Annotated in this window: 15 protein-coding genes; 7 read left to right on the forward strand and 8 right to left on the reverse strand. The window is 65.4% G+C overall.

The features are described 5' to 3' along the window. Positions 1–68 precede the first annotated feature (68 nt). The 3 genes from ACIA76_RS38845 to ACIA76_RS38855 all read right to left on the reverse strand — a co-directional run bounded on the left by ACIA76_RS38845 (position 69) and on the right by ACIA76_RS38855 (position 3,817). A complete protein-coding gene (locus ACIA76_RS38845; RefSeq protein ID WP_397159723.1) occupies positions 69–986 on the reverse strand; it encodes a D-alanyl-D-alanine carboxypeptidase family protein in 918 nt (305 codons plus the stop codon). Between the two features lie 204 nt (positions 987–1,190). Continuing rightward, the gene (locus tag ACIA76_RS38850) at positions 1,191–2,642 is read right to left on the reverse strand and encodes an FAD-dependent oxidoreductase (protein ID WP_397159725.1); all 1,452 of its coding nucleotides are present in this window, start codon (positions 2,640–2,642) and stop codon (positions 1,191–1,193) included. 440 nt (positions 2,643–3,082) lie between these two features. Further along, a complete protein-coding gene (locus ACIA76_RS38855) occupies positions 3,083–3,817 on the reverse strand; it encodes a dienelactone hydrolase family protein (protein ID WP_397159727.1) in 735 nt (244 codons plus the stop codon). Positions 3,818–4,485: 668 nt separating this feature from the next. On the opposite strand from ACIA76_RS38855, the gene ACIA76_RS38860 reads away from it, so the two are divergent. After that, a complete protein-coding gene (locus tag ACIA76_RS38860) occupies positions 4,486–5,079 on the forward strand; it encodes a DUF4097 family beta strand repeat-containing protein (protein WP_397159729.1) in 594 nt (197 codons plus the stop codon). A gap of 247 nt (positions 5,080–5,326) precedes the next feature. On the opposite strand, the gene ACIA76_RS38865 is transcribed toward ACIA76_RS38860, so the two are convergent. The 3 genes from ACIA76_RS38865 to ACIA76_RS38875 form a co-directional block, all read right to left on the reverse strand. Continuing rightward, on the reverse strand, positions 5,327–5,857 hold the full coding sequence (locus ACIA76_RS38865) for a phenolic acid decarboxylase (RefSeq protein WP_397159731.1): 531 nt from the start codon (positions 5,855–5,857) through the stop codon (positions 5,327–5,329). A 39-nt stretch (positions 5,858–5,896) separates the two neighbouring features. After that, positions 5,897–6,808 (reverse strand): alpha/beta fold hydrolase, encoded by a 912-nt coding sequence (locus ACIA76_RS38870; protein WP_397159733.1) that lies wholly within the window; start codon positions 6,806–6,808, stop codon positions 5,897–5,899. A 663-nt stretch (positions 6,809–7,471) separates the two neighbouring features. Then, positions 7,472–8,254 carry an alpha/beta hydrolase gene (locus ACIA76_RS38875; protein WP_397159735.1) on the reverse strand — a complete coding sequence of 261 codons (783 nt, stop codon included), beginning with the start codon at positions 8,252–8,254 and terminating at the stop codon, positions 7,472–7,474. Between the two features lie 146 nt (positions 8,255–8,400). Here ACIA76_RS38875 and ACIA76_RS38880 point away from each other — a divergent pair, with 146 nt between their 5' ends. From ACIA76_RS38880 to ACIA76_RS38905, 6 genes are all read left to right on the forward strand, one after another. Next, positions 8,401–8,991, forward strand: coding sequence for a TetR/AcrR family transcriptional regulator (locus tag ACIA76_RS38880; protein WP_397159737.1), 591 nt, complete (start codon positions 8,401–8,403; stop codon positions 8,989–8,991). A 996-nt stretch (positions 8,992–9,987) separates the two neighbouring features. Further along, complete coding sequence (locus ACIA76_RS38885) at positions 9,988–10,932, forward strand: ABC transporter substrate-binding protein (protein ID WP_397159739.1); 945 nt, start codon at positions 9,988–9,990, stop codon at positions 10,930–10,932. Between the two features lie 81 nt (positions 10,933–11,013). Beyond that, positions 11,014–11,967, forward strand: a complete 954-nt coding sequence (locus tag ACIA76_RS38890) for an amino acid ABC transporter permease (RefSeq protein ID WP_397159741.1) — start codon at positions 11,014–11,016, stop codon at positions 11,965–11,967. A gap of 38 nt (positions 11,968–12,005) precedes the next feature. Beyond that, entirely contained in the window at positions 12,006–12,758 is a 753-nt protein-coding gene (locus ACIA76_RS38895) for an amino acid ABC transporter ATP-binding protein (RefSeq protein WP_397159753.1), read from the forward strand. Then, complete coding sequence (locus tag ACIA76_RS38900; RefSeq protein WP_397159743.1) at positions 12,758–13,915, forward strand: M20 family metallopeptidase; 1,158 nt, start codon at positions 12,758–12,760, stop codon at positions 13,913–13,915. Before ACIA76_RS38895 ends, ACIA76_RS38900 begins: the two co-directional genes overlap by 1 nt. 107 nt (positions 13,916–14,022) lie before the next feature. After that, positions 14,023–14,877 (forward strand): MurR/RpiR family transcriptional regulator, encoded by an 855-nt coding sequence (locus ACIA76_RS38905; protein ID WP_397159745.1) that lies wholly within the window; start codon positions 14,023–14,025, stop codon positions 14,875–14,877. 259 nt (positions 14,878–15,136) lie between these two features. Here the strand turns inward: ACIA76_RS38905 and ACIA76_RS38910 are convergent, their stop codons facing one another. Both ACIA76_RS38910 and ACIA76_RS38915 read right to left on the reverse strand, forming a co-directional pair. Then, positions 15,137–15,361: a hypothetical protein gene (locus tag ACIA76_RS38910; RefSeq protein WP_397159747.1), complete on the reverse strand. Its 225-nt coding sequence runs from the start codon at positions 15,359–15,361 to the stop codon at positions 15,137–15,139. 157 nt (positions 15,362–15,518) lie between these two features. Further along, on the reverse strand, positions 15,519–16,250 hold the full coding sequence (locus ACIA76_RS38915; RefSeq protein WP_397159749.1) for a class I SAM-dependent methyltransferase: 732 nt from the start codon (positions 16,248–16,250) through the stop codon (positions 15,519–15,521). Positions 16,251–16,930: the final 680 nt, after the last annotated feature.

A 16,930-nucleotide genomic window follows, 5' to 3' on the forward strand; every position in this document is an offset into this window, starting at 1 on the left:
CGAGCGAGCCGTCGGCCGTCCGGTAGCCGATGTCGCCGGGACGCACTGGGATTGCCCGTGCTCGCCCATCAGCCAGCCGACAGTGAGCCGAGCAACGGCCCGTAGCCCCAGTTCAACATTCGCTCGGCGTCACGTGCGGCGACGGCGTCGCTGTCCGGTGAGCTGTGCAGGACTACGCCGATCAGTGGCTGTCCTGCCCGGACGACCTCGAACAGCAGGCAGGTCCCCGCGGCGTCGGTGGACCCGGTTTTGATGCCGACGGTGCCGGGGTAGTCGTGCAGCAGCAGGTTCGTGGTCTGCCACAGGTGATCGCGGTTCCCCGGGCCTGCGGGCAGGTGATAACTCTGCATACCGACGATCTCGCGGAACACCGGAAGACTCATCGCGCGCAGACCGAGCGTCACCAGGTCCGCCGGGGTGGAGTAGGTGGAGTAGTCGGTGGGGTTGGGCAGTCCGCTCGGGTCGCTGAAATGCGTACTCGCCAGGCCGAGTTGGCGCGCGGTGCCGTTCATCATGTCGACGAAGCCGGCTTGGCCGGGGCCGTACGCCTCGGCGAGGGCGTAGGCGGCGTCGCAGCCGGACGGAAGCAGCATCGCGTACAGCAGTTGTCGCGCGGTGAGCACCTCTCCGGGAACCAAACCCGCTGTGCTGCCGTCATATTTGCGGTCGTAGTCGATGATTCCTTGCGGCACTGTGATATTCCGGTCGAGGTTGCCGGCGTTGATCACGACCAGCGCCGTCATCACCTTGGTGATGCTGCCGATCGGGGCGGTGGTGTCCGCCTGCCGCGCCCACCGCACCGCGCCGGTATTCCCGTCCGCCAACTCCGCTCCCGGCGCCTGTACCCCGTCCGGTTCGGGTGACAACCAGGGGAACAGCTGGGTATGCGACACGCTCACCGGGGATGCGGCCGCGGCGGCGTGCCCGGCCACCACGATGAGTGCCCCGGCGACGGCGGCCCGCATCAATCGCGCATATGGCTGCATCGCCACATTGTGCCTGCATCGGCGATCCGATAGGGGCATCACCCATCGGAAGACACGCCGTAGTCCCAGAGTTCGGCGCCCGGTAGCGGCGGCAGATCCGCACGGTGCTCAGCAACGCTATAGCAACTGGCCGCCCTCCCCTGAGCGCCACGGAGGCCCTTCGAGATGATGCACGCTGTCGAGGGATTCGGGGGTAAGTACGACTCACACGGTGGGAAACCAGGTGGGAATGGAGTCGCGGACGAAGGAGCTGATGCACTCGATAGTGGGGCCGGAGAGGATTTCGCCGACGAAGTAGATGCCGTCGCGCCCCTGGATGGCCTCGATCCGGTCGAACCAGCCGTCGCGCAGGGCGGCCGCGCTGGGGTAGGCGGGCCATTCGGCGATCGTCTCGGCGAGAAGCTCCGGTTCGCCGAACAGGAACAGGGTGTCTTTGGCTGTGGCCCATGCTTCGGCGTCGGTGACCGAGGTGTCGGAGTTGCTGAAGCACACCCAGTTCCGGCCGGGGTGCTGTTTGTTGGCCGCGGTAATGCGGTGCAGCGCCTGGTCGGGATCGGTGTCGGTGTAGCTGCCGTAGGGGTCGATCACCCAGAAACCCAGTGGTTCCGGGGAACCGGCGCGGCGTGGGAACGCGATCGGCTCCGCGCCCGCCCGGATGAGATAGCTGCGGGTCCAGGCTCGCGGGCAATTGCGCTCGGCGAAGAGGTCGCCGATATCGCTGGTGTCGAACACATCTCGGATCTGGGACGGGCGGCCGGTCACGATGACGCGGGCGTAGTCACGTGCGTGCTCGCGGCCGTCCGCACACCAGGTGACCCGAACCGTGTCGGATCCACGGGGTTCGATTCGGGTCACTCGGGAGCTCAGGGCGATGTCGAGGCGCAGGTCGTCGGCGATGCGCGCCAGCAGGCTGCGGAATCCGTTCGGGAAGCCCAGACTGATCGGGCGCCGGGAGCCGATCTGCGCCACCAGCGACGGCGGCATGCGCGCCAGCAGAGCCGCTCTCTCCGCGGGATAGAGCGACAGCAACATCTTCGCCAGCTGTGCGATGTGCCCGTTGATGTGCGCATTGATATTGATGACGGTCTCGGCGGGCTGGCGCGGTCGCCGCATATTGGCGTAAAGCACGAGGCCTTGCAGGATCTCCCCGACCAGCGGCGGGTGCCTGGCGCGGTAGCTCTCCCAGGTCTCGCCGGGAATTCGGTCGAAAGCCAAGCCGCGCATGCCGGGTCCGCTTCGGTCCCGGCGGGCCTGCTCGATGATGGTCCACGCCGCGGTCAACTGGTCGGCGGCCTGCTCCGCGGTCAGGGTGGACAGCAGCGGCATGAAGTGCGGCGGCACGGCCTGCTGCGGTCCGCCGGACGGCGAGCGGGCGACGAAATGCAGGATTTCGGTGTGGGTCGGGACGGGGTGCCTGGTGATCAACTCGTGGATGGCGGTTCCCGTCATGTCCGCACCGAAGTCCTGCTGCACAATGAGATGCGCCTGGAAGTCGTAGATTTCACCGTCTGCCTCGGCCGTCTCGCAGAGTCCGCCCAGCTGCGGCGACGCCTCGAGAATTTCGACATTGCGATAGCCCAGGTCGTGCAGCTTCGCGGCGGCGAGAATGCCGCTCTGGCCCGCCCCGACGACACAAATGGGTGCCAGACGGTCCACGGCGGCTCCTCACTCGATTTCCGGCCTTCAGTATGACCGCGAATCGCCGCGCGCAAAGCCTGATTCGCCGCACCTCGGTTGCGCCCCGCCGTAGGCAGACCGGAGATGGTACTGCCACACCGTTTTTCACGGCCCGAACTCCGCTGACTGGCCATCCCATCCGACTGTGCCTCCGAGACATCAACGCAGACAACAGCTCCCAGAATCCATCGGAAATCCGATCCACCCGCACGACGCCGGATGGGTCAGGCGGGCGGGCATCGGAGAACGCACGATATTCGGCATTCGGGTGCGTCCGGCCAGTCGAGATGATCTCTGCCCGTTGGTCTTCCGGAGTGCATTGACTGCGGCTACCGCTATCGAGGAAGGACTGAGACCTGTCCTCGATAGCGGCATCCTGGCCGAGGGCTCCTATCGTCTGCCGGCCTGACGGGCCGGCCTTACTTCAGGTGGCGGGCGAAGAACCGGTTCCCCTCTTCCCCCGCGTGCTGCGGGACGCCGGTGTGCCCACCCATATTGGCGTTCAGCGCCTTCTCCTTGGAGCCGAAGGCGTCGAACAGGTCCAGCGCCATCTGCCGGTCGTTTCCTTCGTCGTCCCACTGCAGCAGGACATGCAGCGGGATGGTGACCTGCCGGGCCTCCTCGATGATGGAGCGAGGCACGAAACTCCCGGCGAACAGAACGGCGGCCGAGATGCGCGGCTCGACTACCGCCAGCCGGGTGCCGATCGAGATCACCCCGCCTGAATACCCGACCGGGCCGCCGATCTCGGGCAGCGCGAGAAGGGCGTCCAAGGTGGCCTGCCATTCCGGGACCGCCTGGTCGACCAGCGGGAGGATGAGCCGGTCGACGATGTCGTCGGTGACCGGCTCGCCGGCCTTCAGCGCCCGGTGCAGGTCGGTGCGGGCCTGCTCGGTGACGGCGGAACGGGGCCGGTCACCGCCTCCGGGGAGCTCGATGGTGGCCGCGGCGAAGCCTGCTGTCACGGCATGCCGGGCCCGGGCCGCGACTCGGGGGTACATCGTCCGCAGTCCGCCGGGGTGGCCGAGCAGGATCAGCGGGGCCGGTGTGGATTCGGGTGCGGGCGTCCACAAGATGCCGGGGATCTCGCCGAGGGTGAATTCGCGCTCGAGGACGCTGTCGTCGTCGAGCCGCTGTTCGGAAATGAATTGCACAGTCGTGCCTTTCGGGAGTGCTCTGGAACGGCGCTCCCGGACGACCTATCGCCCGACCGTGACCCCAGAGGGGAGCACCCATGTCGATACTGCGTTCACGGGTACCACCTCCTCGTTCTCTTGCACGGCCTCCGGAACGGTAACAGTGCTCGCCGTGGTTCGCCAACAGGTTTTCGCGGTGGCTCCGTGGCCGGATGAATCGTTCGGAATGCCCGCAATTCGCCATGAGCGCGCACTGCCCGGCGGTCATCGGCGTTCAGCCCGTTGATCTTCCGAGGTGTCGCGCTAGCCGGTTCGGTCAGCGCGGTGTGCGGCATAGATGTCCGGCGGCGTTGAGGATGGCGGCCGGATTGTCGTTTCTGAACCCTGCCCCAGCCGATCGCTGTGATCGATGGGATCCGGAGTGCAACAACGTTTTAGGGTATGTATCGGGGTTGTCCCTGATGTGGCGGCAGGATGAGTTCACTACTGTCGTCGGAGTTGCGACGTTGGCGTCGGTCAGTAATCAACCGGTAGTTGGTAGGGGGAATGTCATGTGTCGGCCACTTCGTGCGTTGGGGCTTGTCGCTGTCATCGGATTGGGGACGCTCGCCGTCGGCTCGTGTGGCATCGGGACGACCTCCAGCCAGGACAGTGACACTCTGTCACAGCAGATTTCGTCGATTCGGTTGGACAGTGCCTCCGGTGGTGTGACCATCACCGGCCGTGCGGGGGTCAGCCAGGTGTCGCTGCAGCGATCGCTGGCCTACCGCGGCGCGGCACCATCGGGCGTCACGTATCACGTGGACAACGGGGAGCTGGTACTGAATGGCTGCGGTCAGGACTGCAGTGTGGACTACACGCTGACCGTGCCCGCGAACCTGCCGGTGAGTGGCAGCATCCACAGCGGCGCGATCACGTTGTCCGGGATGGGCAGCGTCGACGTGTCCACCGACTCCGGTCAGGTCAGCATGGACACCATCGCGGGTCCGGTCAAAGTAGAGACCGCGAGCGGCAAGATCCAGGGGCAGGGAATCAAGGGCGACCACATCCAGGCGAAGACCAGCAACGGAGGAATCGACCTCACCTTGGCGACGGCGCAGGATGTGCGGGCCGAGACCCACAACGGGGCCATCGACCTGGCCGTTCCGGCCAGCAGCTACCACGTGACGGCCGAGACCCACAGCGGTGACAAGAACGTCGATGTGCCCAACACCCCGACGGGGCAGTATCACCTCGACCTTCGCACGTCGAACGGTCATATCGCAGTGAAGTCCGCCTGATTCTGGGCGATTGAACAACGCGCGACCAGCGGCAAGAGAGGACGTTGTACGGGTGTCGGCGGTGGACGTGGTGACGCCCTGGTTAAGGACTCGGCTGATTCGGCGAATGTTCTTTTCGAGGACTACAAGCCGACGAGGCTCATGCCTTGATGTACTCGCACTCCGAGGAGGTCACCCCGCCAGCGGTCACATGTAGCCGATGAGCGTTTGCCCCACCCATCGCCCATGGCACGCACACGATCTGGTTTCAGTTGGTGCGGTCGGTGTACCCATCGGGGAGCTGCCCCGGGGCCATACTGATGACCTCGTCGTTGTCTCGGCCCGCATTCTCCATGTAGGTGATCGTCGCGAACCCGGAAACGATGACGTACGGGTATGCCGGACCCTCGTCGCGGAAGCGGTGCATATCCTCGAGGAAGTCGTTCTGATAGCAGATCGTCTTCTCCGGGTGCTGGTTCTGCCCGCCGATCCATTGCGGGAAGAAGATCGTGCCGTGCAGGCGGCGGCGCGGCAGATCGAAGAAGAGGCTGACGCAGGTGCCGGTGGGTTCGTGCCAGTCGGCTTTGAACTGACCGTCTGCGGACAGTTGCACCAGCTCGATCGGTTGATGGGTAACCCAGCGGCCCCCGACCAGACCGTGGTGGATGCGGTAGTCACATTCCTTCTCGTTGCGGGCGTACCACTCGTACTGCCAGCCGGTGGCGTAGGTGTAGATGAAGTGGGTGCCGACAATCTCGTCCAGCTCCTGGATGGGTTCGCCGGTTGTCGTTGCGGTCATCTGCCTGCTCCTTATATCTCGAATTCTGAGCACCGATCCTCAGGTGTCGAGTTCGACCAGGAAATCGACCAGCGTGGCGGAAAACGCCGGATCCGTGATCGCGCTCATGTGGTCGCCGGAAACCTTCACCAACCGTCCCCCGGGGATCGCGGCGGCCAGCCGCTCCGGCTCCGCGGCGAATGGATCGTCCTGCCCCACCAGCACCAGAGTGGGCACGGCAATGGTGTCGAGGCCGGTCACCTTTGCGTGCCCCGCGGACAGTACCGCGACGAGCGCGAGCCGATCCGCATCGAGCCGGTCCGCGGCCTTACGGAACTGCGTCGCTGGACCGGCCGGGAGTGTGGCAGGTTCGGTGGCCAGCAGTGATTCGACGATCGCGTCGTCATTGCCCACCCGGGTGTCCACGGTGCCGAGATCGACCACGCCTGATCCGACGCCGCCGACGGTGAGCGAGTGCACCCGGGAGTCGGCGACGGTGACCATCAAGGCGACGAGCGAACCCATCGAGTAGCCGACCAGGTTGACCTCGCCCAAGCCCAGCTCGTCGAGCAACGCCGAAATATCGCGCGCCATTTTGTCCTCGCCGTACTTCGCGGGGTCGTGGGGTTTGGCCGACCGGCCGTGGCCCCTGCCGTCCAGCCCGATCACCGTGAACCCGGCCGCGCCCAGCGCCGCCACCACACCCGGCTCCAACCAGTTCGCATCGGTGTCCACGATGAACCCGTGCTGCAACAGCACAGGCCTGCTCCGCCGACCATCACCCGTCCATACCGTGTAGTTGAGCTCCAGACCATCGAACGTCCTGAAGTTCGGCATGAAACTGTTATAGCAAAGTCTTATTAATCGCTGCCCGGTGGCTCGCGCACGCCACCCGAGTGACGCGTCGATGCTGGAACTCCAGGGCGGAATCTGCGGTACCGGCCCCTGATCCATTTCCACCCGGTCCGGCATCTCGCCCCCTCGACTCTCCCTGCCCGACCGATCGCCCCTCGCACCATATGACGCACCCGATACCGAGGTGGTTCCATCTCGAAGCACGAGAGGACACACACCGGTCAGTCGGATAGCCTCCGCCACCGACAGCAACCATCCCGCGTTCTGGGGGGATCCAGACCTGTGGTGTGGTGTTGTGTCGCAGACATGTCGGCGGAGTTTTGCGACGGTTCTCTGGATTTGTAGCGCTGTGGCCCCGTGTTGCAGCCACCGAGCGGACACGGAACTCGGCCATGTGCGCGCGGTGAGAAATGCTGTCAGCCAATCAGTTTGGACGTCCGACCAACGAGCGCCCCGCGGCATGTCAGTACGTTCGGTCGGGTGCTCCGATGGTCAGGTCACGCGGCGCGGTGGCTGATGGGGATCAATTGCGTTGCATGCCAGACAGTTGCCGCCTCTCCGGCGAGGTGGTCTTACTCGTGCGGGCCTGATGGTGTCGTCGTTCGCGATACGATCCATGGGTTGTTGATCTTGCTAGCGAGGAAGGATGTCATGACGCTGAACAAGGGTGACAGATGTCGGCTCACCACGGATTGTCAAGGATTGGGGCAGTCGCGCTACCCGCACCTTTCGCTGTGAGGTAGGCGACCAGCCCGCCCCTCACCTCACTTCAAGAATTGCTTAGAGCTGAAGTCCGCCAAGCCAATTCAGGATGTGATCGGCCGCGTTCTGCCAACCGGCTTCGAGCATCATGCTGTGCGCGATGTTCGGCACGAATATCGCTTCCGTTCGGTATGCCCGGGCAGTCGCGCGAGTTTCCTTGACGCTGAACATATTGTCGTTGGCGGCACCGAGCACCAGCATCGGCGCGCGCACCCGGTCCGGATGCGCCGAGCCCAGCACGGCCTGCATCGATGCGCGGAAACTTTCTTCTTGCAACTGTCCGGCGTAACGGGTGACGAGCGATTCGGGCATGTCCGCCGAGAAGAACCACTCCCGCGCCGCCGCGGTTGTGCCGAACATCGGCAGCAGCTTGCCGGTCACCGATGACTTGAGATTGAGCCACGGATGCCGGCGAGCCCCGCGCAGCGCGAGCCCACGCCCGCCAGTCGGCGGCGTAGACGCGAACAGCACGGCCCCCGAGGCATCATCGGTTTCCAGGTACTTCTGTACCAGAAATCCACCCAGCGAGTGACCGATGAGCACCGGTGCGACGGGAAGGCCCGCAGCGGCGACGCGTACATCGTCGATATAGTCCGCGAGCGAGACCGACCGCAGCGGTACCGATGTCGGGCTGGCACCGTGACCGCGCAGATTCAGCGCCAGTGCGTGGTATCCGTGTTCTGCGAAATAGCCGAGGAAATGCTCGTCCCAACACCATGCCCCGTGCAGCGCACCGTGTACGAACAGCAGTGGTACCGGCTGGGCTGCGGTTTCCCGGCCTCTTTCGACGATTTCGAGCATCGTTCTCCCCCTTCACTTTCGCCGCGTCGAGCCGCCCCCTCCGCGGCTCGAGCCAGGCCCGCGCGCCGACACTCCTTGGTAGACGCTTGTCTACTAAGTGGAACGGTATCGCCGTAAGTAGGCATGCGTCAACTAATATTTCCGCCATGGCCCCACGCCGTCGACTCACGCCCGAGCAACGCCGCGAACAGTTGCTCGATGTCGGTACCCAACTGTTCGCGGCGCGACCGTACGCGGATGTCCTGATGGAGGATGTCGCTGCGCGCGCGGGCGTGTCGCGTGCGCTGCTGTACCGGCACTTCCCGAACAAGGCCGACCTGTTCGCGGCGATCTGGCGTCAGCGGGCGGATCGGCTGCTGACGACGACAGCGCTCGATTCGGCGACACCGCTGCGGGAATACCTATCCGTGGCGCTGGACACCCACCTCGACTACTACGCCGCGAACAAGTTGACTACGTTGGCCGCCAATCGGGAGCTGTCCGGAGATCCGGCCGTGCAAGCGGTCACGTCGGACCTATTCGTCGTCCTGCGGCAGCGCATACTCGACGCACCCGAACTCGCCGACCATCGCCGAGAACTCGTTTCGGCGGTCGTGATGGGCTGGCTGGTATTCGTCCGCATCCTCTGCATGCAATGGCTCGAGAACGAAACCTTCTCGCGCACCGCGCTACGCGATACCTGTGTCAACGCATTGCTGGGCGGACTGGGCCTCCCTGGCTTCATCGGTGAACCGTGACGCCATCTGTCGGTGAATCTCGACGGCGGCCTCGAGAGCCATGGGGCCGCATCGGCGAAATCCGACGTCGCGATCTTGCTTGACACCCGCCCAAGGCCGCTTCAGACCGCCCGCGCAGCGCCAATACTGGACGTTCACGAGGTTGCGGCGGCTACAAGATAAGTAGGAGCCATTACCGCGCGTTCGGTGGCGTTGGCTGTCGACTGGGTCATCGGTGCGCCGGCCACTGCCGTCTACACGGGTATCCGTCGCAGCCAAGGACTCTGACCGTCAGTGAAAGCGAGTTCCAGGATCATCCGATTACCTCGTTCGTGACTGGGTAGTTGAAACTCCCTATGCTGCTTGCTATTTCGAGTTGGGCGAAGGACAGTCGTTTTGTCAGGATTGCTGGATGCGGTCAAGGAGAAAGCGTGAATGTGAGGCAAAGCTTCAAGATTCGTACTGCTTACCACCATCAGACGGGACGCGACACTCGCGGCGGTGGCCGCGGTAGAGCTATTTCTGCGATGCGTCTACCGTTGCGGACTCGGATCTCGGCGTGCCGACTGCGTGTACGGGCTGGACTGTCACCGACTTGATCAATCGCATGAACGAACGGCGTGAGGCTGTCATCGCGTCCGCGATCGCGCTTTGGCCTCCTGTCATGGCGCCTGCGCTGATCTCCGAAGTCTGCTGGGGGTGAGTGAGTGTCACGTGTGGTCACCACGCAGGTCTCCCGGCAGCGTCTCCCACTGCCGGATCGCGACCGTGCGATCTGAGCTGGCGGACGGATCCGTGCACGGGTTGATCGCAGAGGTGACCGCGAAGTAGTCGGGCCGGCACATGAGGTGGCGGGTGGCCGTATGGATTTCCTTGTGCGAGAGGCGGAATGCGGGCGAATGCCCGTGACGGACATGTTATGAATCATACATCTGATACATAGATGCATAAGATGTAATAAACTATTCACCTCGGGGCCTGCCTGACCGCCGGGACGCAACAAAGTAAGGAACCTCGATGAGCAGAGCTACCTCGTCGCGGCCTGTGGCATGGGCCGCAGTGCTCGCCCTCGCGCTCACTCTCCCCGCATGCGACACCTCCGCCGAAAGCCATCCGGCGCAACCGGAGTCGGTCGCCATCGCCGGTGTGACGGTGAGCCGCGAACCCGGGCTGCACGACGGACTACCGGCCGCGGTAAAGGATTCGGGGGTGGTCCGGGTCGCCACCGACGTGCCCTACCCGCCCTTCGAGATGTTCGAGGGCGCGGGCAGCCGGCGCATCACCGGCCTGGACTACGACCTCGGCCAGGCGATCGCGACCAAGCTCGGTGTGCGATTCGACTTCACCGCAACGAAATTCGACTCCATCATCCCGTCCATCCAGGCCGGGAAGTTCGATGTGGTGATGTCGGCCATGACCGACACCAAGGAGCGACAGCAGGTGCTCACCTTCGTCGATTACTCTGCGTCCGGCTCGGGCATCCTGGTCGCCAAGGGCAATCCCGAACGTATCTCGACACTGATCGACCTGTGCGGCCGCGCGGTAGCCGCACAGAGTGGAACCAAACAGGCCGAACTGCTGCAAGAGGACAGCCCGTGCCCCAAGGCGGGCAAACCCGACGTGCAGCTGTCGGTGTTCCCCAAGGACGCCGACGCGCAGCTGGCCATCAAGAGCGGCAAGGTGATCGCCGACTTCATGGATAAACCCGCCGGCGGCTATCTGGCGTTGACCGCCGAGGGCGGTACGGCCTTCGAATTGATCGACGATGCCCAGTACCCCAATGGCGTCGACGCCACCCCCAACGGCATCGGCGTCGCGAAATCCCAAGGCGGACTGCCCGACTCGATCCAGCGGGCGCTTCAAGCGCTGATGGACGAGGGCAGCTACCATCGCATCCTCGAACACTACGGCCAGCAGGGAATCGCCATTTCCAAGGCCACGATCAATGCCGCGGTGGGCTGAGATGAGCGAGCGCAGCGAGCGAACGACAAGCACAGCCGCACTCGCGGTCATGCCGAAGCCAAGCGTCAGCGAGGCACAGGTATGAGCGCATCTGACATCCGAACGCCCCTCGCTGCCGCACCCGCCGAGGTCGGTGACGCCGATCCTGCCCGGCTGCCCGCGGTCCCCGTCCGCCACTACGGTCAGTGGCTGGCCGCCGCGCTGACGGCCGTCGGGGTCAGCGGCATCCTGTGGTCGCTGGGCAAGAACCCCAATATCCACTGGGCCGTGGTCCGCGACTACCTGACCGAGGGCCTGGTGTTCCGCGGGCTGTGGGTCACGCTATGGCTCACCGTGGCGGCCATGCTCATCGGCATCGTCGGCGGCACGGTCGTCGCCGTTATACGGTTGTCCAGCAACCGTGTGCTGTCCTCGGCCGCTGCTACGTTCGTGTGGCTGTTCCGCGGCACCCCGCTGCTGGTCCAGCTGATACTGTGGGGCAACCTCGGTGCGATCTATCCGCAGCTGATGGTGGGCATCCCGTTCACTCACATCACCCTCTTCCAGGCACAGACCAGCTCAGTGATCGGCGCGTCGGCGGCCGCGCTGCTGGCCCTGGGGCTGAACGAGATCGCCTACGCCTCCGAAATCGTGCGGGCCGGAATCGAATCGGTCGACTCCGGGCAATCGGAGGCCGCGCAGTCGCTGGGCATGTCCCGGTTGCATACCATGCGCCGCATCGTGCTGCCGCAGGCCATGCGGGTGATCGTGCCGCCGATGGGTAACGAGACCATCACTATGCTCAAGTCCACCGCCCTGGTCTCGGTGATCGCGGGCCACGACCTGCTCACCAACCTGCAGGACGTGTATTCCCAGAACTACCAGGTGATTCCGCTGCTCATCGTCGCCAGTGTCTGGTACCTGGCGCTGACCTCGGCGCTGTCGGTGCCGCAGGCATGGCTGGAACGGCGCTTCGGCAGGGGCCATCGGATCGGCGGCAACCGGCCCGGTTCGCTGCGGCGGATGTTCGGCTTCAACCGAAAGGCGACCCGGTGAGCGAGCGCAGCGAGCGAACGACAAGCGCAGCCGCACCCATGGTGCTGGCCGAGAACGTGCACAAGAGCTTCGGGCGGACCCGGGTGCTGGAGGGCATCGACCTGCGAGTCGAGGCCGGACAGGTGATGTGCCTGCTCGGGCCCTCCGGGTCGGGCAAGTCCACTTTCCTGCGCTGCATCAACCACCTGGAGAAGATCGATTCCGGTCGGCTCTGGGTGGACGGCGACCTGGTGGGCTACGAGCAGCGCGGCGATCGGCTGCACGAATTGCGGCCCCGGCAGATCGCGCGACGGCGCCGCGATATCGGCATGGTGTTCCAGCGGTTCAATCTCTTCCCGCACATGACGGTGCTGGAGAACATCCTCGAGGCGCCAGTCAGGGTGCGCGGGGTGAAGCGCGCCGAGGCGGTCCAGAACGCGCACGAGCTGCTCGCCCGAGTCGGCCTGCGTGACAAGGGGGATCGGTATCCGGCGCAGCTGTCGGGCGGGCAGCAGCAGCGTGTGGCCATCGCCCGCGCCCTCGCCATGCGCCCCAAGCTGATGCTTTTCGACGAGCCCACCTCGGCGCTGGACCCGGAATTGGTCGGTGAGGTGCTCGCGGTCATGAAACAGCTTGCGGCGGAAGGAATGACGATGATCGTGGTGACCCACGAAATAGGTTTCGCCCGCGAGGCCGGCGATATCGCGGTGTTCATGGACGGCGGCGTCGTCGTCGAGAGCGGAGATCCCCGTGAGGTTCTGGTCCGCCCGCGGCACGATCGTACCGCTGCCTTCCTCTCGAAGGTGCTGTGATGGGACCGGATCGGCTCCGCGAACGGGTAGCGGCCGCCTACCCCGGCTTCGTCGAGAACCTGCGGTACCTGGTGGACGTCGACTGCGGAACCTGGAACGCCCAAGGCGTCGGCAAGATCGCCGACTTCTGCGCGCAACGGCTGACCACGCTGGGCTGCACGGTCGAGCGCCTCCCCATGCGCCACCCCGATGGGCGGCCGCTGGGCGATCTGGTGATCGGCCGGCGCACTGGGCGCGATTCGGCCGGACGCCGCTTCCTGCTGCTCGCGCACATGGACACCGTCTTCGAGAACGGCACCGTGGCGGCGCGCCCGTTCCGGGTGGACGGTGCGATTGCCTACGGCCCGGGCGTCACCGACGACAAGGCCGGACTGCTGGCCGGACTGACCGCCCTGCGCACGCTCGTCGAGGACGGCGCGGAGCCCTACGCCGAACTGGTCGTGGTGTGCAGCCCCGACGAGGAGATCGGCGCACCCGCCAGTCGCCCGCACATCGAACGCCTGGCCGCTGCGGCCGATATCGTGCTGTGCCTGGAATGCGCTCGCGAGAACGGCGCACTCGTCCAGGCGCGCAAGGGAATCGCCGATATCCGCATCACCGTGACCGGCCGGGCCGCGCACGCCGGCATCGAACCCGAGCGCGGCGCGAACGCCGCGCTCGCCGCGGCTCGTCTGGTGGTCGAACTCCAGGCGCTGAACGGGAAATGGCCCGGCACCACGGTCAATGTCGGTGTGATCAACGGCGGCACCCGCCCCAATATCGTATGCCCCCAGGTTGTCATCGACGGCGAGGTCCGCGCCAGCACGGCGGCAGGGCTGGCCGCCGCGCTGGACGAGATCGACCGCCTCGCCCGCCGGGAATGGGTTCCGGGCACCCGATCCAGCGTCCAGCGCAACGGAGTGGTCGAACCCATGCAAGCCGCGGCCGAACTGGTCGCCGCGGCCCAACGGGTCGCTGCTGGACTCGGCTTCGAGGTCGGGGCTGTCAGCACCGGCGGGGTCGCCGACGCCAACCTCGCGGCCGGAGTCGGCGCGGCAACGCTGGACGGGCTCGGCCCCGTCGGCGGCGGTGACCATTCGGAGAGCGAATGGCTCGACCTGGACAGCATCATCCCCCGGATCTGCCTGCTCACCGGGCTGATTCTGAATCTTGCCTAGGAGTTTCGTGCGTTCATGTCTCCTCGTGCATGCTGCATTGGCGGGCGCGGCGTGCGCTGCTCGGGCCGATACGCTCGCGTCACACCGATCAGAAAGGGAAACCGCCTGTGACCCAGCAGAGTCTGGCCGACACCATCCGGCAGCGTCTCGGGGATTTCCCGCCGTCCGAACGCAAGGTTGGGCGGGTGCTGCTCGCGACCTATCCGACGGCGGGCCTGGAATCGGCGGCCCGGCTGGCCGAGCGAGCCGCCACCAGCGCGCCGACGGTCATCCGGTTCGTGAACCGGCTCGGCTTCACAGGTTTTCCCGAATTCCAGCAGGCGTTGCGGACCGAGCTCGAACAGCGCAACGCGTCGCCGCTGACCCTCTACAGCGAATCAGGCTCGGGCGGGCAGGCACTGCTGCGCCAGAGTGCGGAGGTCTTCGGCCAGGCGGTGCAGCGCACCCTCACTGCCCTGCCTCCCGACGATCTGCGCGCCGCGGTCGCCCTGCTGGGTGAGCGGCGGCGGCGCATCCACGTCACCGGCGGCCGTTTCACCGGAGTGTTCGCCCACTACCTGCTGATGCATCTGGTGCAACTGCGCGACAACGCTTTTCGCCTGCCCGACGCGCCGGTGGAGCGGGCCGGGTCGGTGGCCGGTCTCGGCAAGCGCGACGTGTTGGTGATCTTCGACTACCGCCGCTACGAACCGCACCATCTCGAGCTGGCCCGGGTGGCTCGGGAAAAGAATTGCAAGATCATTCTTTTCACCGACACTTGGCTGTCGCCGGTCGCCTCACTGGCCAGTGTCGTGCTGCCCAGCCAGGTGGACGCCCCCTCACCCTCGCCATACGACAGCCTGGTGCCCACCGTCGCCGTCGTGGAGACGGTGGTCGCCGCGCTGCTGGCCGACCTGGGGGAGGCCGCGCACCAGCGGATGCTCGCTTGCGAGGCCGCGGCCAAAACGACAGTCCTGTACTGAATTCCGCCCCGAACATCTGCGCACCGGCAGACTGGTGCGCGGTCAACTTCGGCCAAGTGAAGGAAGCCTGCCATCCCACTCCTGGACAGCTCGACCTCATCCCACCTCACCGTTCCGGACCCGCCTGCGGCGCCTGGACACCTCGACATCGGCAGAAATCAGCAGTTCACGCCGCACCTGTGTGCGTGTCGCGGCTGTACGAGCCGCTCCAGGGGCGCAAACCGACGTTCCAGCTTTGAGGTCATGGTCGCCGTGGGTATCACGGCGGGGGATGCCGCGGCGCCGGAGGGGCGGTGCGGATGGCGGTGTGGGCGACGCCGAGGCGCTGGCCGCTGCGGGCGAGGGATTCGCCTTGCTGGTAGCTGGTGATGGCGTAGTCGATCTCGGTGTCGGTGAGTCGGCGTTGTTCGCGGATGATGGCACCCCCGTAGCTCCGAGGTTTCGTGCACAACCGTCGCCGAGCGAGGCTGAGGTCCATTCGCATCGATGAGATCTGAGCGCGCTGACCAGCGTGTCTCGATGGCCAAGTGTGCCAACCGAACGCACGACAAGTGGCCGATTACCGGGTTTTGAGCCGAGTCGCACAGCAGTGTGCCTGTATTCGCGCCGCCAACAACAAGCCTGCTCGTTGATCGCCTGTATCAGCCGGGTTTCACGGCGGTGACCATCGTGGTGGATTCCCAGGGGCCGCCGCACCACATTCGCCAGCCCAGCGGTCGCAGAACGATGTCGCAGACGCGCCGCTCGACGAGGTGGTCCCGATACTCGCGCGCTCGGCGGATGTCGGCGATCATCAGCCTGCCTCCAGGCCGCAGTACCCGTAACGCTTCATCGAGGGCGGCGCCGCGGCCGGCGCGGGAACCGATGTTGTGAATGGCCAAGTTGGAGACAACCACATCGAAGCTCCCGTCCGGAAACGGCAGATCGGTCATGTCGCTGGTGCACAACTCCACGCGGTCGGAAACACCTTCCGCGATCGCGTTGCTCCGGGTCAGAGTTTCGCGGTTGCCGGACTGGTCGACGCCCCGCCACAGATCGACACCCACAGCGTTGCCGTTCGGCAGGCGTTCGGCCGCCGCAAGTAGCACCGCGCCCCGACCACAACCCATGTCGAGCAGACGTTCATCACCGCGCAAGCCCAGCTCGCTGAGCAAACTGCTCCAAACCACGAACTTTCCCCGCCATGTCACATGGAGATACAAAGCAAGCTGACACAGCACCCAGATACCGCTGATGGCCAACCCGACGACGGCTGGGGTAATGCCCAGCACTGCGAACACAACAACGCCAGCGGCGCACGTGGCGACTGCAGCAGCGAAGGCCGCCACCACCACCGGCGCGTCGATGCCGTACGACCCCCGCCGAACGGTCACAGCCGAATCCCCCTCATTGCAAAGCCATTCACCGATAACGACGCCACCCTTAAACCAGCATCACATTGCAGGTAGCGGTCGGGAGAAGGCGTTCCGCCCTGGACGTGTCGGCCGCGGCCGATCTTCCGCTGCAACCCCTTGCAGAATTCGGATCGTTTCGTCGTCGGAAAACCCCGTTGTGATCGACCGAAAGGTCTGCTACGGTCCGGAAGTCCAGCACGAGCGCGTCGGTACAGTGGGCCTGTCGATCACCCGACACAGCCGCGCAAGTTCAGAACTGGCCACCCGGCCAGGCTATCCGGGTTCAGTAGGCACGGGAACCGTTTCCTGCAAGTCGCAGCCGATATCGGCCAATCGCGAGGTCGAAGCCGTGCCGGTCGAAAACCATACGAAATCGCGCAGCCGACCACGGATGCCAACCGCGGAAGACCAGACCCCCGAGACGTCGACTCGAGCACACCAACCCGTCGCCGCTTCGAACGTCCGCTACTGCCGTTGCGACACCAAGTCGCACGATGTGAGCGAACTCGCAGATTGTCTTACGTCAACCCTTTGGCGGAATCTGGGCCAGCATAAGTCTTCTGGCAGCTGTCCGAGGCTTTTCAGTACTGGCACAACGGGTTACGGTTGACGGCGAGGGATTCACATCAGCGGGGGTGTCGATCTATGCGATCCATGCG

Origin of the sequence: Nocardia sp. NPDC051570 (assembly GCF_044454005.1) — a bacterium.
GTDB lineage: Bacteria > Actinomycetota > Actinomycetes > Mycobacteriales > Mycobacteriaceae > Nocardia.